General features: G+C 41.4%; 15 protein-coding genes. All 15 read left to right on the forward strand.

From position 1 onward, the window contains the following. Window positions 1-53: 53 nt before the first annotated feature. The 15 genes from trpE (at window position 54) to QRN39_RS09935 (ending at window position 14,443) form a co-directional block, all read left to right on the forward strand. Entirely contained in the window at window positions 54-1,601 is a 1,548-nt protein-coding gene (gene trpE / locus QRN39_RS09865) for an anthranilate synthase component I (protein ID WP_137055037.1), read from the forward strand. Continuing rightward, a complete protein-coding gene (gene trpD, locus QRN39_RS09870; RefSeq protein ID WP_003215742.1) occupies window positions 1,573-2,595 on the forward strand; it encodes an anthranilate phosphoribosyltransferase in 1,023 nt (340 codons plus the stop codon). The genes trpE and trpD overlap by 29 nt, the downstream gene beginning before the upstream one ends. After that, window positions 2,588-3,340, forward strand: coding sequence for an indole-3-glycerol phosphate synthase TrpC (gene trpC / locus QRN39_RS09875; RefSeq protein WP_050943846.1), 753 nt, complete (start codon window positions 2,588-2,590; stop codon window positions 3,338-3,340). The genes trpD and trpC overlap by 8 nt, the downstream gene beginning before the upstream one ends. A 5-nt stretch (window positions 3,341-3,345) precedes the next feature. Continuing rightward, a complete protein-coding gene (locus tag QRN39_RS09880; RefSeq protein WP_284907138.1) occupies window positions 3,346-4,005 on the forward strand; it encodes a phosphoribosylanthranilate isomerase in 660 nt (219 codons plus the stop codon). After that, the gene (trpB, locus tag QRN39_RS09885) at window positions 3,986-5,185 is read left to right on the forward strand and encodes a tryptophan synthase subunit beta (protein ID WP_226803633.1); all 1,200 of its coding nucleotides are present in this window, start codon (window positions 3,986-3,988) and stop codon (window positions 5,183-5,185) included. The genes QRN39_RS09880 and trpB overlap by 20 nt, the downstream gene beginning before the upstream one ends. Then, window positions 5,182-5,985: a tryptophan synthase subunit alpha gene (gene trpA, locus QRN39_RS09890; protein ID WP_050943849.1), complete on the forward strand. Its 804-nt coding sequence runs from the start codon at window positions 5,182-5,184 to the stop codon at window positions 5,983-5,985. Before trpB ends, trpA begins: the two co-directional genes overlap by 4 nt. 10 nt (window positions 5,986-5,995) lie before the next feature. Then, the gene (hisC, locus tag QRN39_RS09895) at window positions 5,996-7,093 is read left to right on the forward strand and encodes a histidinol-phosphate transaminase (RefSeq protein WP_003215818.1); all 1,098 of its coding nucleotides are present in this window, start codon (window positions 5,996-5,998) and stop codon (window positions 7,091-7,093) included. Between the two features lie 113 nt (window positions 7,094-7,206). Then, complete coding sequence (locus QRN39_RS09900) at window positions 7,207-8,322, forward strand: prephenate dehydrogenase (RefSeq protein WP_137055041.1); 1,116 nt, start codon at window positions 7,207-7,209, stop codon at window positions 8,320-8,322. 10 nt (window positions 8,323-8,332) lie between these two features. Next, window positions 8,333-9,619, forward strand: a complete 1,287-nt coding sequence (aroA, locus tag QRN39_RS09905) for a 3-phosphoshikimate 1-carboxyvinyltransferase (protein WP_212045965.1) — start codon at window positions 8,333-8,335, stop codon at window positions 9,617-9,619. A gap of 291 nt (window positions 9,620-9,910) precedes the next feature. Further along, window positions 9,911-11,182, forward strand: a complete 1,272-nt coding sequence (locus QRN39_RS09910; protein ID WP_034620428.1) for a tetratricopeptide repeat protein — start codon at window positions 9,911-9,913, stop codon at window positions 11,180-11,182. 75 nt (window positions 11,183-11,257) lie between these two features. Further along, the gene (locus QRN39_RS09915; RefSeq protein ID WP_003215573.1) at window positions 11,258-11,797 is read left to right on the forward strand and encodes a ReoY family proteolytic degradation factor; all 540 of its coding nucleotides are present in this window, start codon (window positions 11,258-11,260) and stop codon (window positions 11,795-11,797) included. A gap of 61 nt (window positions 11,798-11,858) precedes the next feature. Further along, window positions 11,859-12,305, forward strand: a complete 447-nt coding sequence (locus tag QRN39_RS09920) for a YpiF family protein (RefSeq protein ID WP_044141115.1) — start codon at window positions 11,859-11,861, stop codon at window positions 12,303-12,305. Window positions 12,306-12,449: 144 nt separating this feature from the next. Next, window positions 12,450-12,956 carry a ubiquinol-cytochrome c reductase iron-sulfur subunit gene (locus QRN39_RS09925; protein ID WP_007500911.1) on the forward strand — a complete coding sequence of 169 codons (507 nt, stop codon included), beginning with the start codon at window positions 12,450-12,452 and terminating at the stop codon, window positions 12,954-12,956. Window positions 12,957-12,958: 2 nt separating this feature from the next. Continuing rightward, entirely contained in the window at window positions 12,959-13,633 is a 675-nt protein-coding gene (gene qcrB, locus QRN39_RS09930; RefSeq protein WP_003215804.1) for a menaquinol-cytochrome c reductase cytochrome b subunit, read from the forward strand. Between the two features lie 42 nt (window positions 13,634-13,675). After that, window positions 13,676-14,443 (forward strand): menaquinol-cytochrome c reductase cytochrome b/c subunit, encoded by a 768-nt coding sequence (locus QRN39_RS09935; RefSeq protein WP_003215888.1) that lies wholly within the window; start codon window positions 13,676-13,678, stop codon window positions 14,441-14,443. The last annotated feature ends 59 nt before the right edge of the window (window positions 14,444-14,502 follow it).

The raw sequence follows: 14,502 nt of genomic DNA on the forward strand, positions 1-14,502 counted from the left end.
AAACCCTCTATATGTCCCCTCATTCTCCTTAATCCCATTTAAGGAGTGTGCTTATGAATTCCCAATCAAATTTGACCCGATTTTTAAGGGACAGCGAGTCCCACAAAACGATCCCGATTGTTGAAACCATTACAGTTGATACGCTCTCACCGATTCAAATTGTCGAAAAACTCAAGGCAGATATTGTGTATCTACTAGAAAGCAAAGATGAGTCTTCTAGCTGGTCGAGATATTCCTTCATCGGATTACATCCTTTTTTAACCTTACATGATGATCAAAACGAATATATTGCACGTGACGCGGCAGGGCAAGAGGTCATGAAAAAGCAAGAACTGAAAGACTTATTAGACTGGATGAAAGAGCAATATCAAATCAAGACACCAGACGTTGACATCCCGTTTACAGGCGGGGCAGTTGGGTACTTAAGTTACGATCTTATTCCAAGCATTGAACCATCTGTCAGACCGCATCTAAGCGCACCAACGACAGACAATTGTACTCTATTTGTCTGCCAAACGATGATTGCCTTTGATCATGAAACGAATCATGTTCATTTTATCCAATACACCCAGCTAACCGGAAATGAAACAGAAGACGAAAAAATACGAGCTTACAAAGAAAATCAAAAGCGGCTTGAACAGATGATTCACAAGCTCCATACAAAGGTCGATATGAAAGAACTGATTTTATCAGGGAATATGAACGAATCACCGTCCTTTGAACATGTGACATCAACCTATGAAAAAACACAATTTCTAAAGGACGTAGAAAAAATCAAAGAATACATTCGAGCGGGTGATATTTTTCAAGGCGTACTCTCACAGCGCTTTGATATCCCAGTGTCAGTGAGTTCATTTGAATTATACCGTGTGCTTCGCATTGTGAATCCATCTCCATACATGTATTTTATGAAATTAAAAGACCGTGATTTAGTCGGAAGCTCACCAGAACGATTAATTCATGCCAAAAATAGGCACCTAGAAATTCATCCTATTGCAGGCACTAGAAAAAGAGGAGCAACAAAAGAAGAGGACGCCGCACTGGCAAGAGAGCTGCTAGAAGATGAGAAAGAAAAAGCAGAACATTACATGTTAGTAGATCTAGCCAGAAATGATGTCGGCCGCGTAGCAGAATACGGCAGCGTGTCCGTACCGACCTTTACAAAAGTTGTGAACTTTTCACATGTCATGCACATCATCTCCATTGTGACAGGGAAGCTAAAGCAGGATACACACCCAGTTGATGCACTCATGTCCGCATTTCCAGCAGGCACATTAACAGGGGCACCGAAAATAAGAGCGATGCAATTATTAAATGAAATGGAGCCTGAGCCAAGGGAAACGTATGGCGGCTGTATTGCCTATATTGGGTTCGACGGTAATATCGATTCTTGTATTACCATTCGTACCATGAGCGTCAAAAATCAGATCGCTTCCATACAAGCAGGTGCTGGCATTGTCGCAGATTCTGTGCCAGAAAATGAATGGGAAGAGACATGTAACAAGGCAGGAGCGCTTCTGAGGGCCATTCAGCTTGCTGAACATATTTTTTCAGAAAAGGAGAGTGTGCAGGATGAATCAGCGACTATCAGCTCTTGTTAACGGAGGCTTCCTATCAGAAAATGAAGCACATAGACTAATGCATGATATGATGAGCGGCTCTTTAACAGATGCTGAAGTCGCTGCAAGTCTATCGATTTTAGCGCATAGAGGAGAAACAGCTGAAGAAATGACAGGCTTCGTGAGGGCCATGCGGCAAAAAGCAGAACCAGCGGAAAGATCGCTTGATGTCGTTGACACATGCGGCACAGGAGGCGATGGACTCTCCACATTTAATATATCAACTGCAGCTGCTATTGTAGCTTCCGCCGCTGGTGCTAAAATCGCAAAACACGGAAATCGTTCAGTCTCTTCAAAAAGCGGAAGTGCCGACGTGCTAGAGTGTCTTGGGATTCACATTCAATCCACTCCAGAAGAAACAAGAAGGCAAATACAAGAGAAAAACATGGGCTTTTTATTTGCACCACTGTACCATTCATCTATGAAACAAGTAGCAGCAGTCCGCAAGCAGCTTGGCTTCCGGACGGTATTTAATCTATTAGGACCGCTTTGCCACCCGATGCAAGCCAAAAAGCAAATCATCGGTGTGTATGCAAAGGAAAAGGCAAAATTAATGGCAGAAGCCCTTGCCCCATTAGAGCCAGAGCATGTCCTGTTTGTATGCGGGGAAGACGGGCTGGATGAACTAACGATTACAGCCAATTCATATGTGATTGAACTCAAAAAAGGTGCCATGACAGAATATACGCTAAACCCAGAAGACTTTGGACTGGAAAAAGGATACTTATCAGATATTCAGGTCCAATCACCGGAAGAGAGTGCGAAATTGATTCAGAATATATTGAATCATCAAACAGGAGGGGCGCCGCTTCATATTACAGCTCTGAATGCCGGGGCGGCTTTATATGTCGCGGGCAAGTCAGAAAGCCTCATGGCAGGAACATTAAAAGCATTAGAAACGATTAAAAACGGAGCAGCCAAAGAACAATTGGCTCGTTTAAAACAAAAAACGAAAGAGGAAGAGATCTATGCTTAATCAAATCATTGCACGCAAAAAAGAACATATCCAAACGTTGCAGTTACCTGTGGATGGACACTTTGAAAGACGATCATTTAAAGAAGCACTCATGAACCCTCACCGCTCGATTGGGCTGATTGCTGAGGTGAAAAAGGCATCTCCTTCCAAAGGAATCATTCAGCCAAATTTTGATCCTCTGCAAACAGCAAAAGCCTACGAAAAATCGAATGCTGATTGCTTATCAGTCTTAACAGATGAACCATTTTTTCAAGGGAAGAACGAGTATCTTTCCTTAATTAAAGAACACGTCGCACGTCCAATTTTAAGAAAAGACTTTATCATCGATTCCATACAAATAGAAGAGTCAAGACGTATCGGTGCAGATGCCATTTTATTAATTGGGGAAGTACTTGAACCGCAACAGCTGCATGAATTCTATGCTGAAGCGAAGGAAAAAGGACTAGATATTCTTGTCGAAGTTCATGCAGCAGATACACTGGAACATATCTTAAACCTATTCACCCCCGAAATCATTGGCGTGAATAACCGAAATTTAAAGACATTTAAAACAACAGTTGAGCAAACAAAAGAGATTGCACCACTTGTTCCAAAGGATGTCTTGCTAGTAAGTGAAAGCGGTATTCAAACATTTGATGATCTGACCTTTGTCAAAAAACATGGAGCGAGTGCTGTCCTTGTAGGTGAATCATTAATGAGAGAACCCTCACAAGAAAAAGCCGTTCAGACGTTATTTGGAGAATGACCACGATGAAGCCTTTTTTAAAATATTGCGGGGCGGTCTCACTAGAAGATGTAGAATGCATTGCGCAATCTCAAGCAGATGCGATCGGATTTATTTTTGCTCCAAGTAAAAGGCAAGTCGATCCAGATCAAGTGAAACAATGGCTCACCGATTCGCAGTGCAGGAAAAAGATTACTGGTGTATTTGTAAATGAAAAAATCCAAAAAGTGTGTGACATCACAAAGCATATTCCTTTAGATATCGTGCAGCTACATGGAGATGAAACAAGAGAGGATGCAAAAGAAATAAAACAACAAACAGGGGCGGTAGTGTGGAAAGTCTTTCATCACGATCCCGATATAAAAGAAACACTTGATCAGATGACGGCATTTGCGCCGTTTGTCGATGGTTTTCTCATTGATGCGAAAGTAAAAGGGATGAGAGGCGGTTCTGGCACAGCTTTTACATGGGAAGCGGTACCTGTATACATTCAGCAAGCAAAACGACTGGAGAAAGCATGCATCATTGCCGGCGGAATAACACCAGAAACACTGCCAGAGCTTCTTGCCTATAGCCCAAAAGCGATTGATCTTTCAAGCGGCATAGAAGAAAACGGGAAGAAAAGCAGCGCTAAGATCAAAGCGCTCGAAGAAAGGATGTTAAACGATGTACGCATATCCAAATGAGCTTGGCAGATATGGAGAATTCGGAGGGAAATTTGTTCCCGAGACGCTCATGCAGCCACTCAAAGAAATCGAACAAGCATTTAACGAATTAAAAGAAGACCCAGCCTTTAAGCAAGAATATCTTTCTCTACTGCAAAACTATTCAGGCAGACCGACTGCGCTGACATATGCTGATCAATTATCTGCATACCTCGGCGGCGCAAAAATCTATTTAAAAAGAGAAGATTTAAACCATACAGGTGCTCATAAGATCAACAATGCACTTGGTCAGGCACTGCTTGCAAAAAAAATGGGGAAATCAAACATCATCGCAGAAACAGGCGCTGGACAGCACGGAGTAGCAGCTGCAACGGTGGCCGCCAAGTTTGGATTATCGTGCACGGTATTTATGGGAAAAGAGGATGTGGAGAGACAATCTCTCAATGTATTCCGAATGAAGCTCCTTGGCGCTGAAGTCATACCTGTCACAAGCGGAAACGGCACATTAAAAGATGCAACGAACGAAGCGATTCGTTACTGGGTCCAGCACTGTAGTGATCATTTCTATATGATCGGTTCAGTTGTAGGACCTCATCCCTATCCCAAAATCGTCAGTGAGTTCCAGCGGATGATTGGTGATGAAGCAAAAGAGCAGATGCTGAAAAAAGAAGGCAGGCTCCCTCATAAAGTCATTGCTTGTGTCGGCGGCGGAAGTAATGCTATTGGAATGTACCGAGCGTTTTTGGATGATGAGATTGATTTGATTGGTGTAGAAGCGGCTGGAAAAGGAATCGATACGCCGCTTCATGCAGCAACCATTACGAAGGGGACAAAAGGGGTCATTCATGGATCTTTGACCTATTTAATCCAAGACGAATTTGGCCAGATTATTGAGCCCTATTCCATTTCAGCTGGTCTAGATTATCCCGGGATCGGACCAGAGCACGCATATTTACATGCGAGCGGACGCGTTCAATATGTGAGTGCTACAGATCAAGAAGCACTGGATGCACTAAAGCTGCTGACAGAAAAGGAAGGAATCCTGCCAGCGATTGAATCAGCACACGCTTTAGCCAAGGCGTTTGAGATGAGCAGGACAATGAGTGAAGATGAAATCATCCTTGTCTGCCTATCAGGAAGAGGAGATAAGGATGTGCATACATTAATGAATGTGCTTGAAAGTGAGGGCAAAACCAAATGATCACATTTCGATTAGAGCAAGACGAGAAATTATTCATCCCATTTATTACAGCAGGGGATCCGTCAGAAGAAATCACGATCGATTTAGCTGTGTCCCTTCAAGCAGCCGGTGCACATGCGATTGAGCTAGGTGTTCCTTATTCCGATCCGCTAGCAGACGGTCCTGTCATTCAAAGAGCCTCCAAAAGAGCTCTAAATCATGGCATGAATATCGTAAAAGCGATAGAATTAGCAGGGAAGATGAAAAAAAACGGTGTAAAAATTCCTGTAATTCTATTTACGTATTATAATCCTGTGTTACAATTAGACACAGAATACTTTTTCGCTTTACTGCGCAAAAATCATATTTCGGGACTCTTAACACCCGACTTGCCTTTTGAAGAAAGCAGTGAGCTGCAAAAGAACTGTCAAACATATGACATTTCATATATTTCGCTCGTTGCACCAACCAGTAAGGAACGATTAGTAAATATAGTAGAGCAGGCAGAAGGTTTTGTGTATTGTGTTTCATCTCTTGGTGTAACAGGTGTTAGACAAACCTTTGACGAATCGATTACTGATTTTATTCAACAAGTGAAACAGCTGAGTCACATACCGGTTGCGGTCGGTTTTGGTATCTCAACAAGAGAGCAGGTAGACGCAATGAATAAACTGAGTGACGGCGTCGTTGTAGGCAGTGCACTTGTAAAAAAAATTGAAGAACTTCAGGATCAATTGTTAGCAAGTGATACTCGTCAAGACGCTTTAAGAGAGTTTGAAACCTATGCAAAAACATTTAGTCCCCTCTATTCATTCAAATGAGGTGAAACTTTTGCAAATCAAAGATCAATTAAAACAACTAAAACCGTATCAACCTGGGAAACCAATTGAAGAGGTCAAAAAAGAATATCAATTAGACAAAATTGTGAAATTGGCTTCAAATGAAAACCCTTTTGGATGTTCCGCTCATGCAAGAGAGGCGATACAAGCTGAGCTTGAACATTTAGCGATCTATCCAGATGGATACAGCGCAAGTTTAAGAACAGAGCTCGCTGAGTTTCTTCAAGTAAATGAAAAACAATTAATATTCGGGAATGGCTCAGATGAACTTGTGCAAATTATTGCTAGGGCATTCCTTGACCAACATACAAATACCGTCATCCCAGCTCCGTCTTTTCCGCAATATCGTCACAATGCGATCATTGAGCGGGCAGAGATTCGAGAGGTGCCGCTTTTAGACGGAGGAGCTCACGATCTGAAGGGCATGCTGGATGCGATTGATGAGAACACGAAGGTCGTCTGGGTATGCAACCCGAATAACCCGACGGGAAATCATTTGTCAGAATCTGAGCTTGTGGCGTTTTTAGATCAAGTACCAGCTCATGTGCTTGTAGTACTAGATGAAGCATATGTCGAATACGTTCGTGCGGAAGACTTTCCGAACAGCTTATCTTTATTACACAACTATCAAAATGTTATCGTACTCCGTACGTTTTCTAAAGCGTATGGACTGGCCGCGCTTCGAGTAGGCTATGGCATTGCATCAGAAGAGTTGATTACTGCGATTGAACCAGCGAGAGAGCCGTTTAATACGAGTCGTATCGCTCAGGCAGCAGCTCGTGCAGCGATAAAAGATCAGGACTTCATTCAATCATGCAGACAAAAAAATGAAGCAGGTCTCAAGCAATATCAAGAATTTGCTGACCGTTTTGGACTATTTATTTATCCGTCTCAAACAAACTTCGTGCTGATTGATTTTAAAAGAGATGCAGATGAATTATTCAATGCATTATTGAAAAAAGGCTACATTGTTCGTTCTGGTAAAGCACTTGGTTTTCCAACGTCTTTACGTATTACGGTCGGAACAATGGAGCAAAATGCAGAAATTCTAAGTACACTTGCTGATTTAATGCAAGGCATTCGAGCGTAGCATAACCATAAAGTCATATCCTTTTACAGGATATGGCTTTCATTGTACCAACCTCATACATATAAGCTGTTGAAATGGCTTTTTTAATTTTCGCGAAAAAACAGGTGATGAACATGAATGATGCAAATGAAACAATATTAATCGCTGGACTTGGTTTAATTGGAGGTTCCATCGCACTGTCGATTAAAAAAGAGTATCCTCATAAAAAAATTGTTGGATACGATGTGTCCAAAGAACAAATGGTTGCAGCAACAAAGCTGGGTATCATTGATTTAGCAGCTGATTCATTTGCGGCAGGTTTGGCTGAATCTGCGACTATTATTTTGGCAACACCAGTTCAGCAAACAGTTAATATGCTTCGTGATATTGCAAACTCTGGAATTGAGAGAGAGCTCACAATTACCGATGTTGGCAGCACAAAGCAAAAGGTTGTCCATTTTGCTGAAAAAACGCTTCCTAAGCACTATCAATTTATTGGTGGACATCCAATGGCAGGCTCTCACAAGTCAGGTGTTATAGCAGCGAAAGACTTTTTATTTGAAAATGCGTTCTACATTTTAACGCCGGCAAAGGAAACAAACCGCGAGGCTGTTGATCGTTTGAAGGACTTGTTAAAAGGTACAAATGCTCATTTTATTGAGATGACCCCAGAAGAACATGATGGTGTAACAAGTGTGATTAGTCATTTCCCTCATATTGTTGCAGCCAGCCTTGTGCATCAAGCACATCATTTTGAAGAACAATTCCCACTTGTCAAACGGTTTGCTGCTGGAGGCTTTCGTGACATTACACGTATTGCGTCAAGCAACCCTGCAATGTGGCGAGATATCCTTCTGCACAACAAAAACAAGATTTTAGACCGGTTCCATGAATGGAAAAAAGAGATCGATCGCATTGAGACCTTTGTACAGCAAGAAGACGCTGAAGGCTTGTTCTCTTATTTTCAAGAGGCAAAGGAATATCGTGATGGACTTCCTCTGAGGAAAAAAGGTGCCATTCCTGCTTTTTATGACCTTTATGTGGATGTTCCAGATCACCCTGGGGTCATTTCGGAGATTACAGGACATTTAGCAAATGAGAGCATCAGTATTACGAATATCCGTATTATTGAAACGCGGGAAGACATTAATGGGATTTTACGCATTAGTTTTCAAACAGAAGACGACCGTAAACGTGCAGAGATCTGTATAAAAAATAGAGCGAATTACGATACATTTTATGCTGACTGAGGTGACAAATATGAAAATTCATAAACATGCTCCTATGAATGGAGTCATTCATATTCCAGGTGATAAATCCATTTCTCATAGATCAGTGATGTTTGGTGCAATTGCTGATGGGACGACAGTGGTGAAAAACTTTCTCCCTGGAGCCGATTGTTTAAGTACGATTGATTGTTTTAGAAAAATGGGCGTTGAAATTGAACAAAAAGGGACAGATGTTGTGATCCGTGGGAAGGGACTGAAAGAGCTCAAGGAGCCGTCTGACGTCCTCGATGTCGGGAATTCTGGTACAACCATTCGATTAATGATGGGAATATTAGCTGGTTGTGAGTTTCACAGTACACTGATCGGTGATGAGAGTATTGCTAAAAGACCAATGCAGCGAGTAACAGGTCCACTTAAACAACTAGGAGCGAAAATAGATGGCAGAGCAAACGGCGAGTATACGCCGCTTTCTATTCGTGGCGGCCATTTAAAAGGTGTCTCATATGAGTCTCCGGTGGCAAGCGCCCAAATTAAGTCCGCTGTCCTTTTAGCAGGTCTTCAAGCAGAAGGAACAACAACATTAACTGAACCGCATAAATCAAGAGATCATACAGAAAGAATGCTCTCTATGTTTGGTGTGAAACTAGACGAAGATGAACAAAGTGTTTCCATTGTAGGCGGTCAAACATTAAAAGCAACAGATATATTTGTTCCTGGAGACATCTCCTCAGCTGCATTTTTCCTTGTTGCTGGATCTATTGTTCCTAACAGCCGAATTGTCTTAAAAAATGTCGGGCTAAACAAAACAAGAACGGGTATTATTGATGTTCTGAAACAAATGGGTGCGAATCTTGAGATCAATGAAGTAGATGCAAAAGGCGGAGAGCCATATGGAGATTTAACGATCTCTACCTCTTCATTAAAAGGCATCGAAATTTCTGGTGATATGATTTCAAGACTTATCGACGAGATTCCAATTATAGCGCTTCTAGCGACACAAGCAGAGGGAACAACGATCATTAAAGATGCTGCTGAGTTAAAAGTAAAAGAGACCAATCGAATTGATACAGTCGTGTCAGAACTTAAAAAACTCGGTGCTGATATTGAAGCAACAGATGATGGTATGAAGATTCATGGTAAAACCACACTTCAAGGCGGCGCAGCCGTGTCAAGCTACGGAGATCACCGAATCGGTATGATGCTGGGGATTGCTGCTTGCATCACAAAGCAAGCGGTTGAGATTGAAGATACAGATGCTGTACGCGTCTCATACCCGAATTTCTTTGAACACATTGAATACTTAACCAAAACAGTCTGAGGATGTCCTCAGGCTTTTTCTTTCCTTATGCATATTTGTAAGGAATATAGCATAGCTTGTCTCAAGATGAAACCTGGAAAAAAATCATTTTATCTGATCAAAAAATGAATTTCAGGTGTTTTCAGTTTACAAAACTTCCGTTTCGTAAAGGATGAAATGAAAACCAGTCTTTAAAACACAAAAATGGGTTCATTTTAAAAGTGCAACATATTTGCTGGATGAGTACCTGTCGATTATGATATGAAGTAACAATAGTTTAGGTTTTTGGAAAACAGAAAGGAACGGTTTGATTTGAATAGTTCATTACAAGAAGCCATAAAATTAGTTGAGGCGGGTGAGACTGAAAAAGGACTTCAAACACTTGCTCAGGCAGAAAAGCATTTGCATGATGAAGAAAAGGCGCAGGCAGCTCAGTTATATTATGATTGGGGAGATATCGATAAAGCGAGAAATCTCATCAGTGATTTACATGATTTATATCCAGAGGAAACGGGGTTAACATGTTTTTATGCAGAACTGCTGATTGACTCTGATGAAGAAGAAAAGGCGATTTCGGTATTAGAGACGATTCCTGAAGATGATGATGCCTATCCAGAGAGCCTACTGTTAATGGCAGATTTGTATCAAATGCAAGGACTATTTGAAGTCAGTGAACAAAAGCTCTTAAAAGCAAAAGAGCTGCTTCCAAATGAAGCCATTATTGATTTTGCGTTAGGTGAATTGTATTTTTCGCAAGGTCTTTCAAAGAAAGCGGCCGACTATTTCTACAAGGTCGCAGATCAACAACATGAGGTTGGCGGCGTCAATGTTTATCAGAGGCTCGCTGAATCACTCAGCACAGCTGGAGAATTCGAAGATGCGCTTGAATGGTACGAAAAGGCAGTGAAAGATCAAACAGATCCGAATACACTTTTTGGCTACGGATTTACAGCGATGAGGGCTGGACGAACGAAAACAGCCATTCAGCAGCTTTCAGAACTAAAAGATATTGATCCATCTTATTCGTCTCTATATATGCCTTTAGCGAAAAGTTATGAGGAAGAAGGACTATATCACGAGGCTTTAGAGGTAGTAAAAGAGGGTATTAAAATTGATGAGTATAACAAAGAGTTATATTTATATGGTGCAAAGATTGACTTGAAAAATGGGGATTCAGAAGATGCGAAAAAGCTGCTTCAAGAAGCACTTGCTCTTGATCCGGGATATATTGAAGCGGTCCAAACATTGCTCGCGATCTATTTAAATGAAGAGCTTTTTGATGAAATTCTGGATGTCATAAAAGAGGTTAAAAGCTTTGGGGAAGATGATCCAAAATGGAATTGGTATGCTGCATCTGCATCTGTTGGACGAGAAGAATACAAAGAAGCAGCTGAGTACTTCAAGCTGGCTCTGCCTGATTTTGATGAGGAACGTGACTTTTTATATGAATACGCATCGTTCCTTTTAGAAGAAGGCAGACAAAAAGAAGCATTGCCGCTATTACGCAAAGTTCTTCAGAAAGATGGCACGAATGAAGAAATCGAAGAAACGATTTTAAGAATTGAAGACGAAATTTCCTTATAGTTTGCAGGAATGAAGAACTGGTTTGTTGAATAATTCATGTATAGCAATTTAATTTACGATAGAGGAGGGAATAACATGCAGACCCCTGTTTCTGTCAATGAAAAGAAGGAATTCATCCGGTGGTTTTTAAACCATTATCAGTTAAAGCGAAGAGAGTGCGTTTGGATATTAAATTATTTAATGAGTCACGACTCTTTGATGGAAAAGGTTCATTTTGTAGAGCAAGCAGAATTTTGCCCAAGGGGAATCATTATGTCAACACACTGTGTGGATGAAGTTCCCTTTAGATTTTATAAAGAGAATATCATGACGACAGATGCTGAAAAGTCATTTCATGATATTCGTTTGAATAAACAGCAAGATTTGTTTATTCAATTGAATTTCCGTTCTGCTTATCGTTCGCCGGAATATGCAGCTGTGCTTGAAACAAATCCTCATATTCCAAAGGATCTTTATGAGAATGAAAAAGATAAGGATCTTGCGGAGAAAGTGCTTGAACACTCAATCGCAACTTTCCAAAAAGAACGGCTTATGAAAGAGATAGATGAAGCACTTGACCGTCATGATCAAGAAACATTTAATAAGTTAGCAAGAGAATTAAGCCTATTGTCATAAACTGAACGAATAAGCCTTGCCCTATCCAGGCAGGGCTTATGTCATGAAAGAGGGGAAATTGATGAAGTTTCAAGCGGAGGATGCAGATCGCTTTTTGCAATCTAGAGATTACATTGATACCGCTATCATTCCATTAGTTGGAATAGATGTGAATCAAATCAAACAAACCGTATCTTTAGGGGAGTTTACCATTCTTGTAACAGAGGAACTTGAAAGACAGCTGAAAGGGCGGGTCTTTCTTTTTCCACCACATACATATGTAGAAGCCAATGACCGAAAACTAGAAGACATCTTCACGATGAAGCAGTCGCTAGAAGATCATTTTCAGCATGTTGTGTTGATCTCATCTGATCACCAATGGAAAGAGCATGCGGCGGTTAGTGAATCACTATTTTTGTTAAAGCCGGTTCCGCTCGAGCATTTAAAGGTAGAATTAAAGCAAAAAATTGTTCAAGACAGTGTAGAACAAATTTTGAACTTTTTGTTACAAAAGTGGAACCCTTCATAAAAACCCTTACATTTGCATTGTACATAGCTTTTTAGGATGTTGACCTTGTGAATAGATTGATATATTATGAGGGTGTCCTAGTTTTATGAAATTTTTTCTAATTCAGTTATAAAGTAGCTGACGACCTGAGGGGGGGAGAAAAAAATGAGCGAGAAGAGACATGGAGTGTCCAGGCGTCAATTTTTGAATTACACGTTGACCGGCGTGGGGGGATTTATGGCCGCTGGAATGCTCATGCCTATGGTTCGCTTTGCGCTTGACCCTGTGCTAAAAGGAACAGAGGATCAGGATATGGTTCAAGTTGTCAGTGTAGATGAACTGACGAAGGAACCGAAGCGCTTTGACTTTAAAATTGATCAAGTAGATGCATGGTATGAGTCAAAGGAATCTAGGTCAGCATGGGTGTACAAAGAAGGGGATGAAATTGTCGCTTTATCGCCTATCTGTAAACATTTAGGCTGTACAGTGAACTGGAACAGTGATCCGAAAAATCCAAACAAATTTTTCTGTCCATGCCACTATGGGCTGTACGACAAGGATGGTACAAACGTACCCGGAACTCCGCCACTTGCACCGCTTGATCATTATAAGCAGCAAGTGAAGGACGGATACCTCTATCTTGGAAAAGCTGTGCCGAAAGGGGAAGGGTAACGATGCTTAACAAGATTTATGATTGGGTAGATGAGCGGCTAGACATTACACCAATATGGAGAGATATTGCGGATCATGAGGTGCCAGAGCATGTCAATCCAGCACATCATTTCTCCGCTTTTGTGTACTGTTTTGGTGGTTTAACGTTTTTTGTGACAGTCATTCAAGTCCTTTCGGGCATGTTTTTAACGATGTATTACGTGCCGGATATTAAAAACGCCTGGGAATCTGTCTATTATTTACAAAATGAAGTGGCATTTGGTCAGATTGTCAGAGGGATGCACCACTGGGGTGCGAGTTTAGTTATTGTCATGATGTTTTTACATACGCTAAGGGTCTTTTTCCAAGGGGCGTATAAAAAGCCTAGAGAGCTCAACTGGATTGTTGGTGTGCTCATTTTCTTTGTGATGCTTGGACTTGGTTTTACAGGTTATCTCTTGCCATGGGATATGAAGGCGCTATTTGCAACGAAGGTTGGTCTTCAAATTGCAGAAGCGACGCCTTTCATTGGTAAAGAGATCAAAACGCTGCTTGCAGGTCATCCTGACATTGTAGGGGCACAAACGCTGACGAGATTTTTCGCTATCCATGTCTTTTTCTTGCCAGCGGCATTATTTGGGCTGATGGCTGCCCACTTTATTATGATTCGTAAGCAAGGAATTTCTGGACCGCTATAAAAAATTTGCGTTTGATGAATGTTCAATGAGGAGGGGATGACTTTGCATAGGGGAAAAGGGATGAAGTTTGTCGGAGACTCTAGAATTCCGGCAGAAAGAAAACCTAACATACCTAAAGACTATTCCGAATATCCGGGAAAAACAGAAGCCTTTTGGCCGAACTTTCTTTTAAAGGAATGGCTTGTAGGTGCCGTTTTTTTAATTGGATTTCTTGTCCTAACTGTGGTTCATGCACCTCCGCTTGAGCGGATGGCTGATCCAACAGATACCGGCTATATTCCGCTGCCAGACTGGTATTTCTTATTCTTGTACCAGTTATTAAAATATGAATTTGCTGCAGGTGGCTATACGGTAGTTGGTGCGATGATTATGCCCGGGATTGCGTTTGGTGCACTGTTGCTTGCACCATTTCTTGATTCTGGTCCTGAACGCAGACCGTATAGAAGACCGGTTGCAGTGGGGATGATGATCCTTGCAGTCGGCGCAGCAACATATTTAACGTGGGAGTCTGTTGCTACTCATGATTGGGAAGCAGCGGCAAAGCAAGGTGAAATTAAGAAAGAAGCAGAGATTGATACCTCAGCGGAAGAGTATAAAATTTATCAGGAGCAGACATGTATCTCCTGTCACGGGGATAACATGCAGGGCGGAGCAGCCGGACCGTCACTTGTTGACAATGGTCTTGCACCTGAGGAGATTGCTAAAATCGCTGTTGAAGGTAAAGGCAACATGCCTAAGGGTATCTTTAAAGGCAGCGATGAAGAACTTGAAAAGCTGTCTAAATATTTATCTGAGGTCAAATCTAAATAATTCAGTTGTTTAAATGCAAGTACAAGGATATACTCAAAAGAGAAAAAGCTGGCGCTGTC

Source organism: Bacillus sp. lyk4-R2A-2, assembly GCF_030209735.1.
Taxonomy (GTDB): Bacteria; Bacillota; Bacilli; order Bacillales; family Bacillaceae; genus Bacillus; species Bacillus pumilus.

Coding starts and splice junctions, on each gene's coding strand:
- trpE (WP_137055037.1), top strand. CDS start 54: ATGAATTCCCAATCAAATTTGACCCGATTTTTAAGGGACAGCGAGTCC.
- trpD (WP_003215742.1), top strand. CDS start 1,573: ATGAATCAGCGACTATCAGCTCTTGTTAACGGAGGCTTCCTATCAGAA.
- trpC (WP_050943846.1), top strand. CDS start 2,588: ATGCTTAATCAAATCATTGCACGCAAAAAAGAACATATCCAAACGTTG.
- QRN39_RS09880 (WP_284907138.1), top strand. CDS start 3,346: ATGAAGCCTTTTTTAAAATATTGCGGGGCGGTCTCACTAGAAGATGTA.
- trpB (WP_226803633.1), top strand. CDS start 3,986: ATGTACGCATATCCAAATGAGCTTGGCAGATATGGAGAATTCGGAGGG.
- trpA (WP_050943849.1), top strand. CDS start 5,182: ATGATCACATTTCGATTAGAGCAAGACGAGAAATTATTCATCCCATTT.
- QRN39_RS09900 (WP_137055041.1), top strand. CDS start 7,207: ATGAATGATGCAAATGAAACAATATTAATCGCTGGACTTGGTTTAATT.
- aroA (WP_212045965.1), top strand. CDS start 8,333: ATGAAAATTCATAAACATGCTCCTATGAATGGAGTCATTCATATTCCA.
- QRN39_RS09915 (WP_003215573.1), top strand. CDS start 11,258: ATGCAGACCCCTGTTTCTGTCAATGAAAAGAAGGAATTCATCCGGTGG.
- QRN39_RS09920 (WP_044141115.1), top strand. CDS start 11,859: ATGAAGTTTCAAGCGGAGGATGCAGATCGCTTTTTGCAATCTAGAGAT.
- QRN39_RS09925 (WP_007500911.1), top strand. CDS start 12,450: ATGAGCGAGAAGAGACATGGAGTGTCCAGGCGTCAATTTTTGAATTAC.
- qcrB (WP_003215804.1), top strand. CDS start 12,959: ATGCTTAACAAGATTTATGATTGGGTAGATGAGCGGCTAGACATTACA.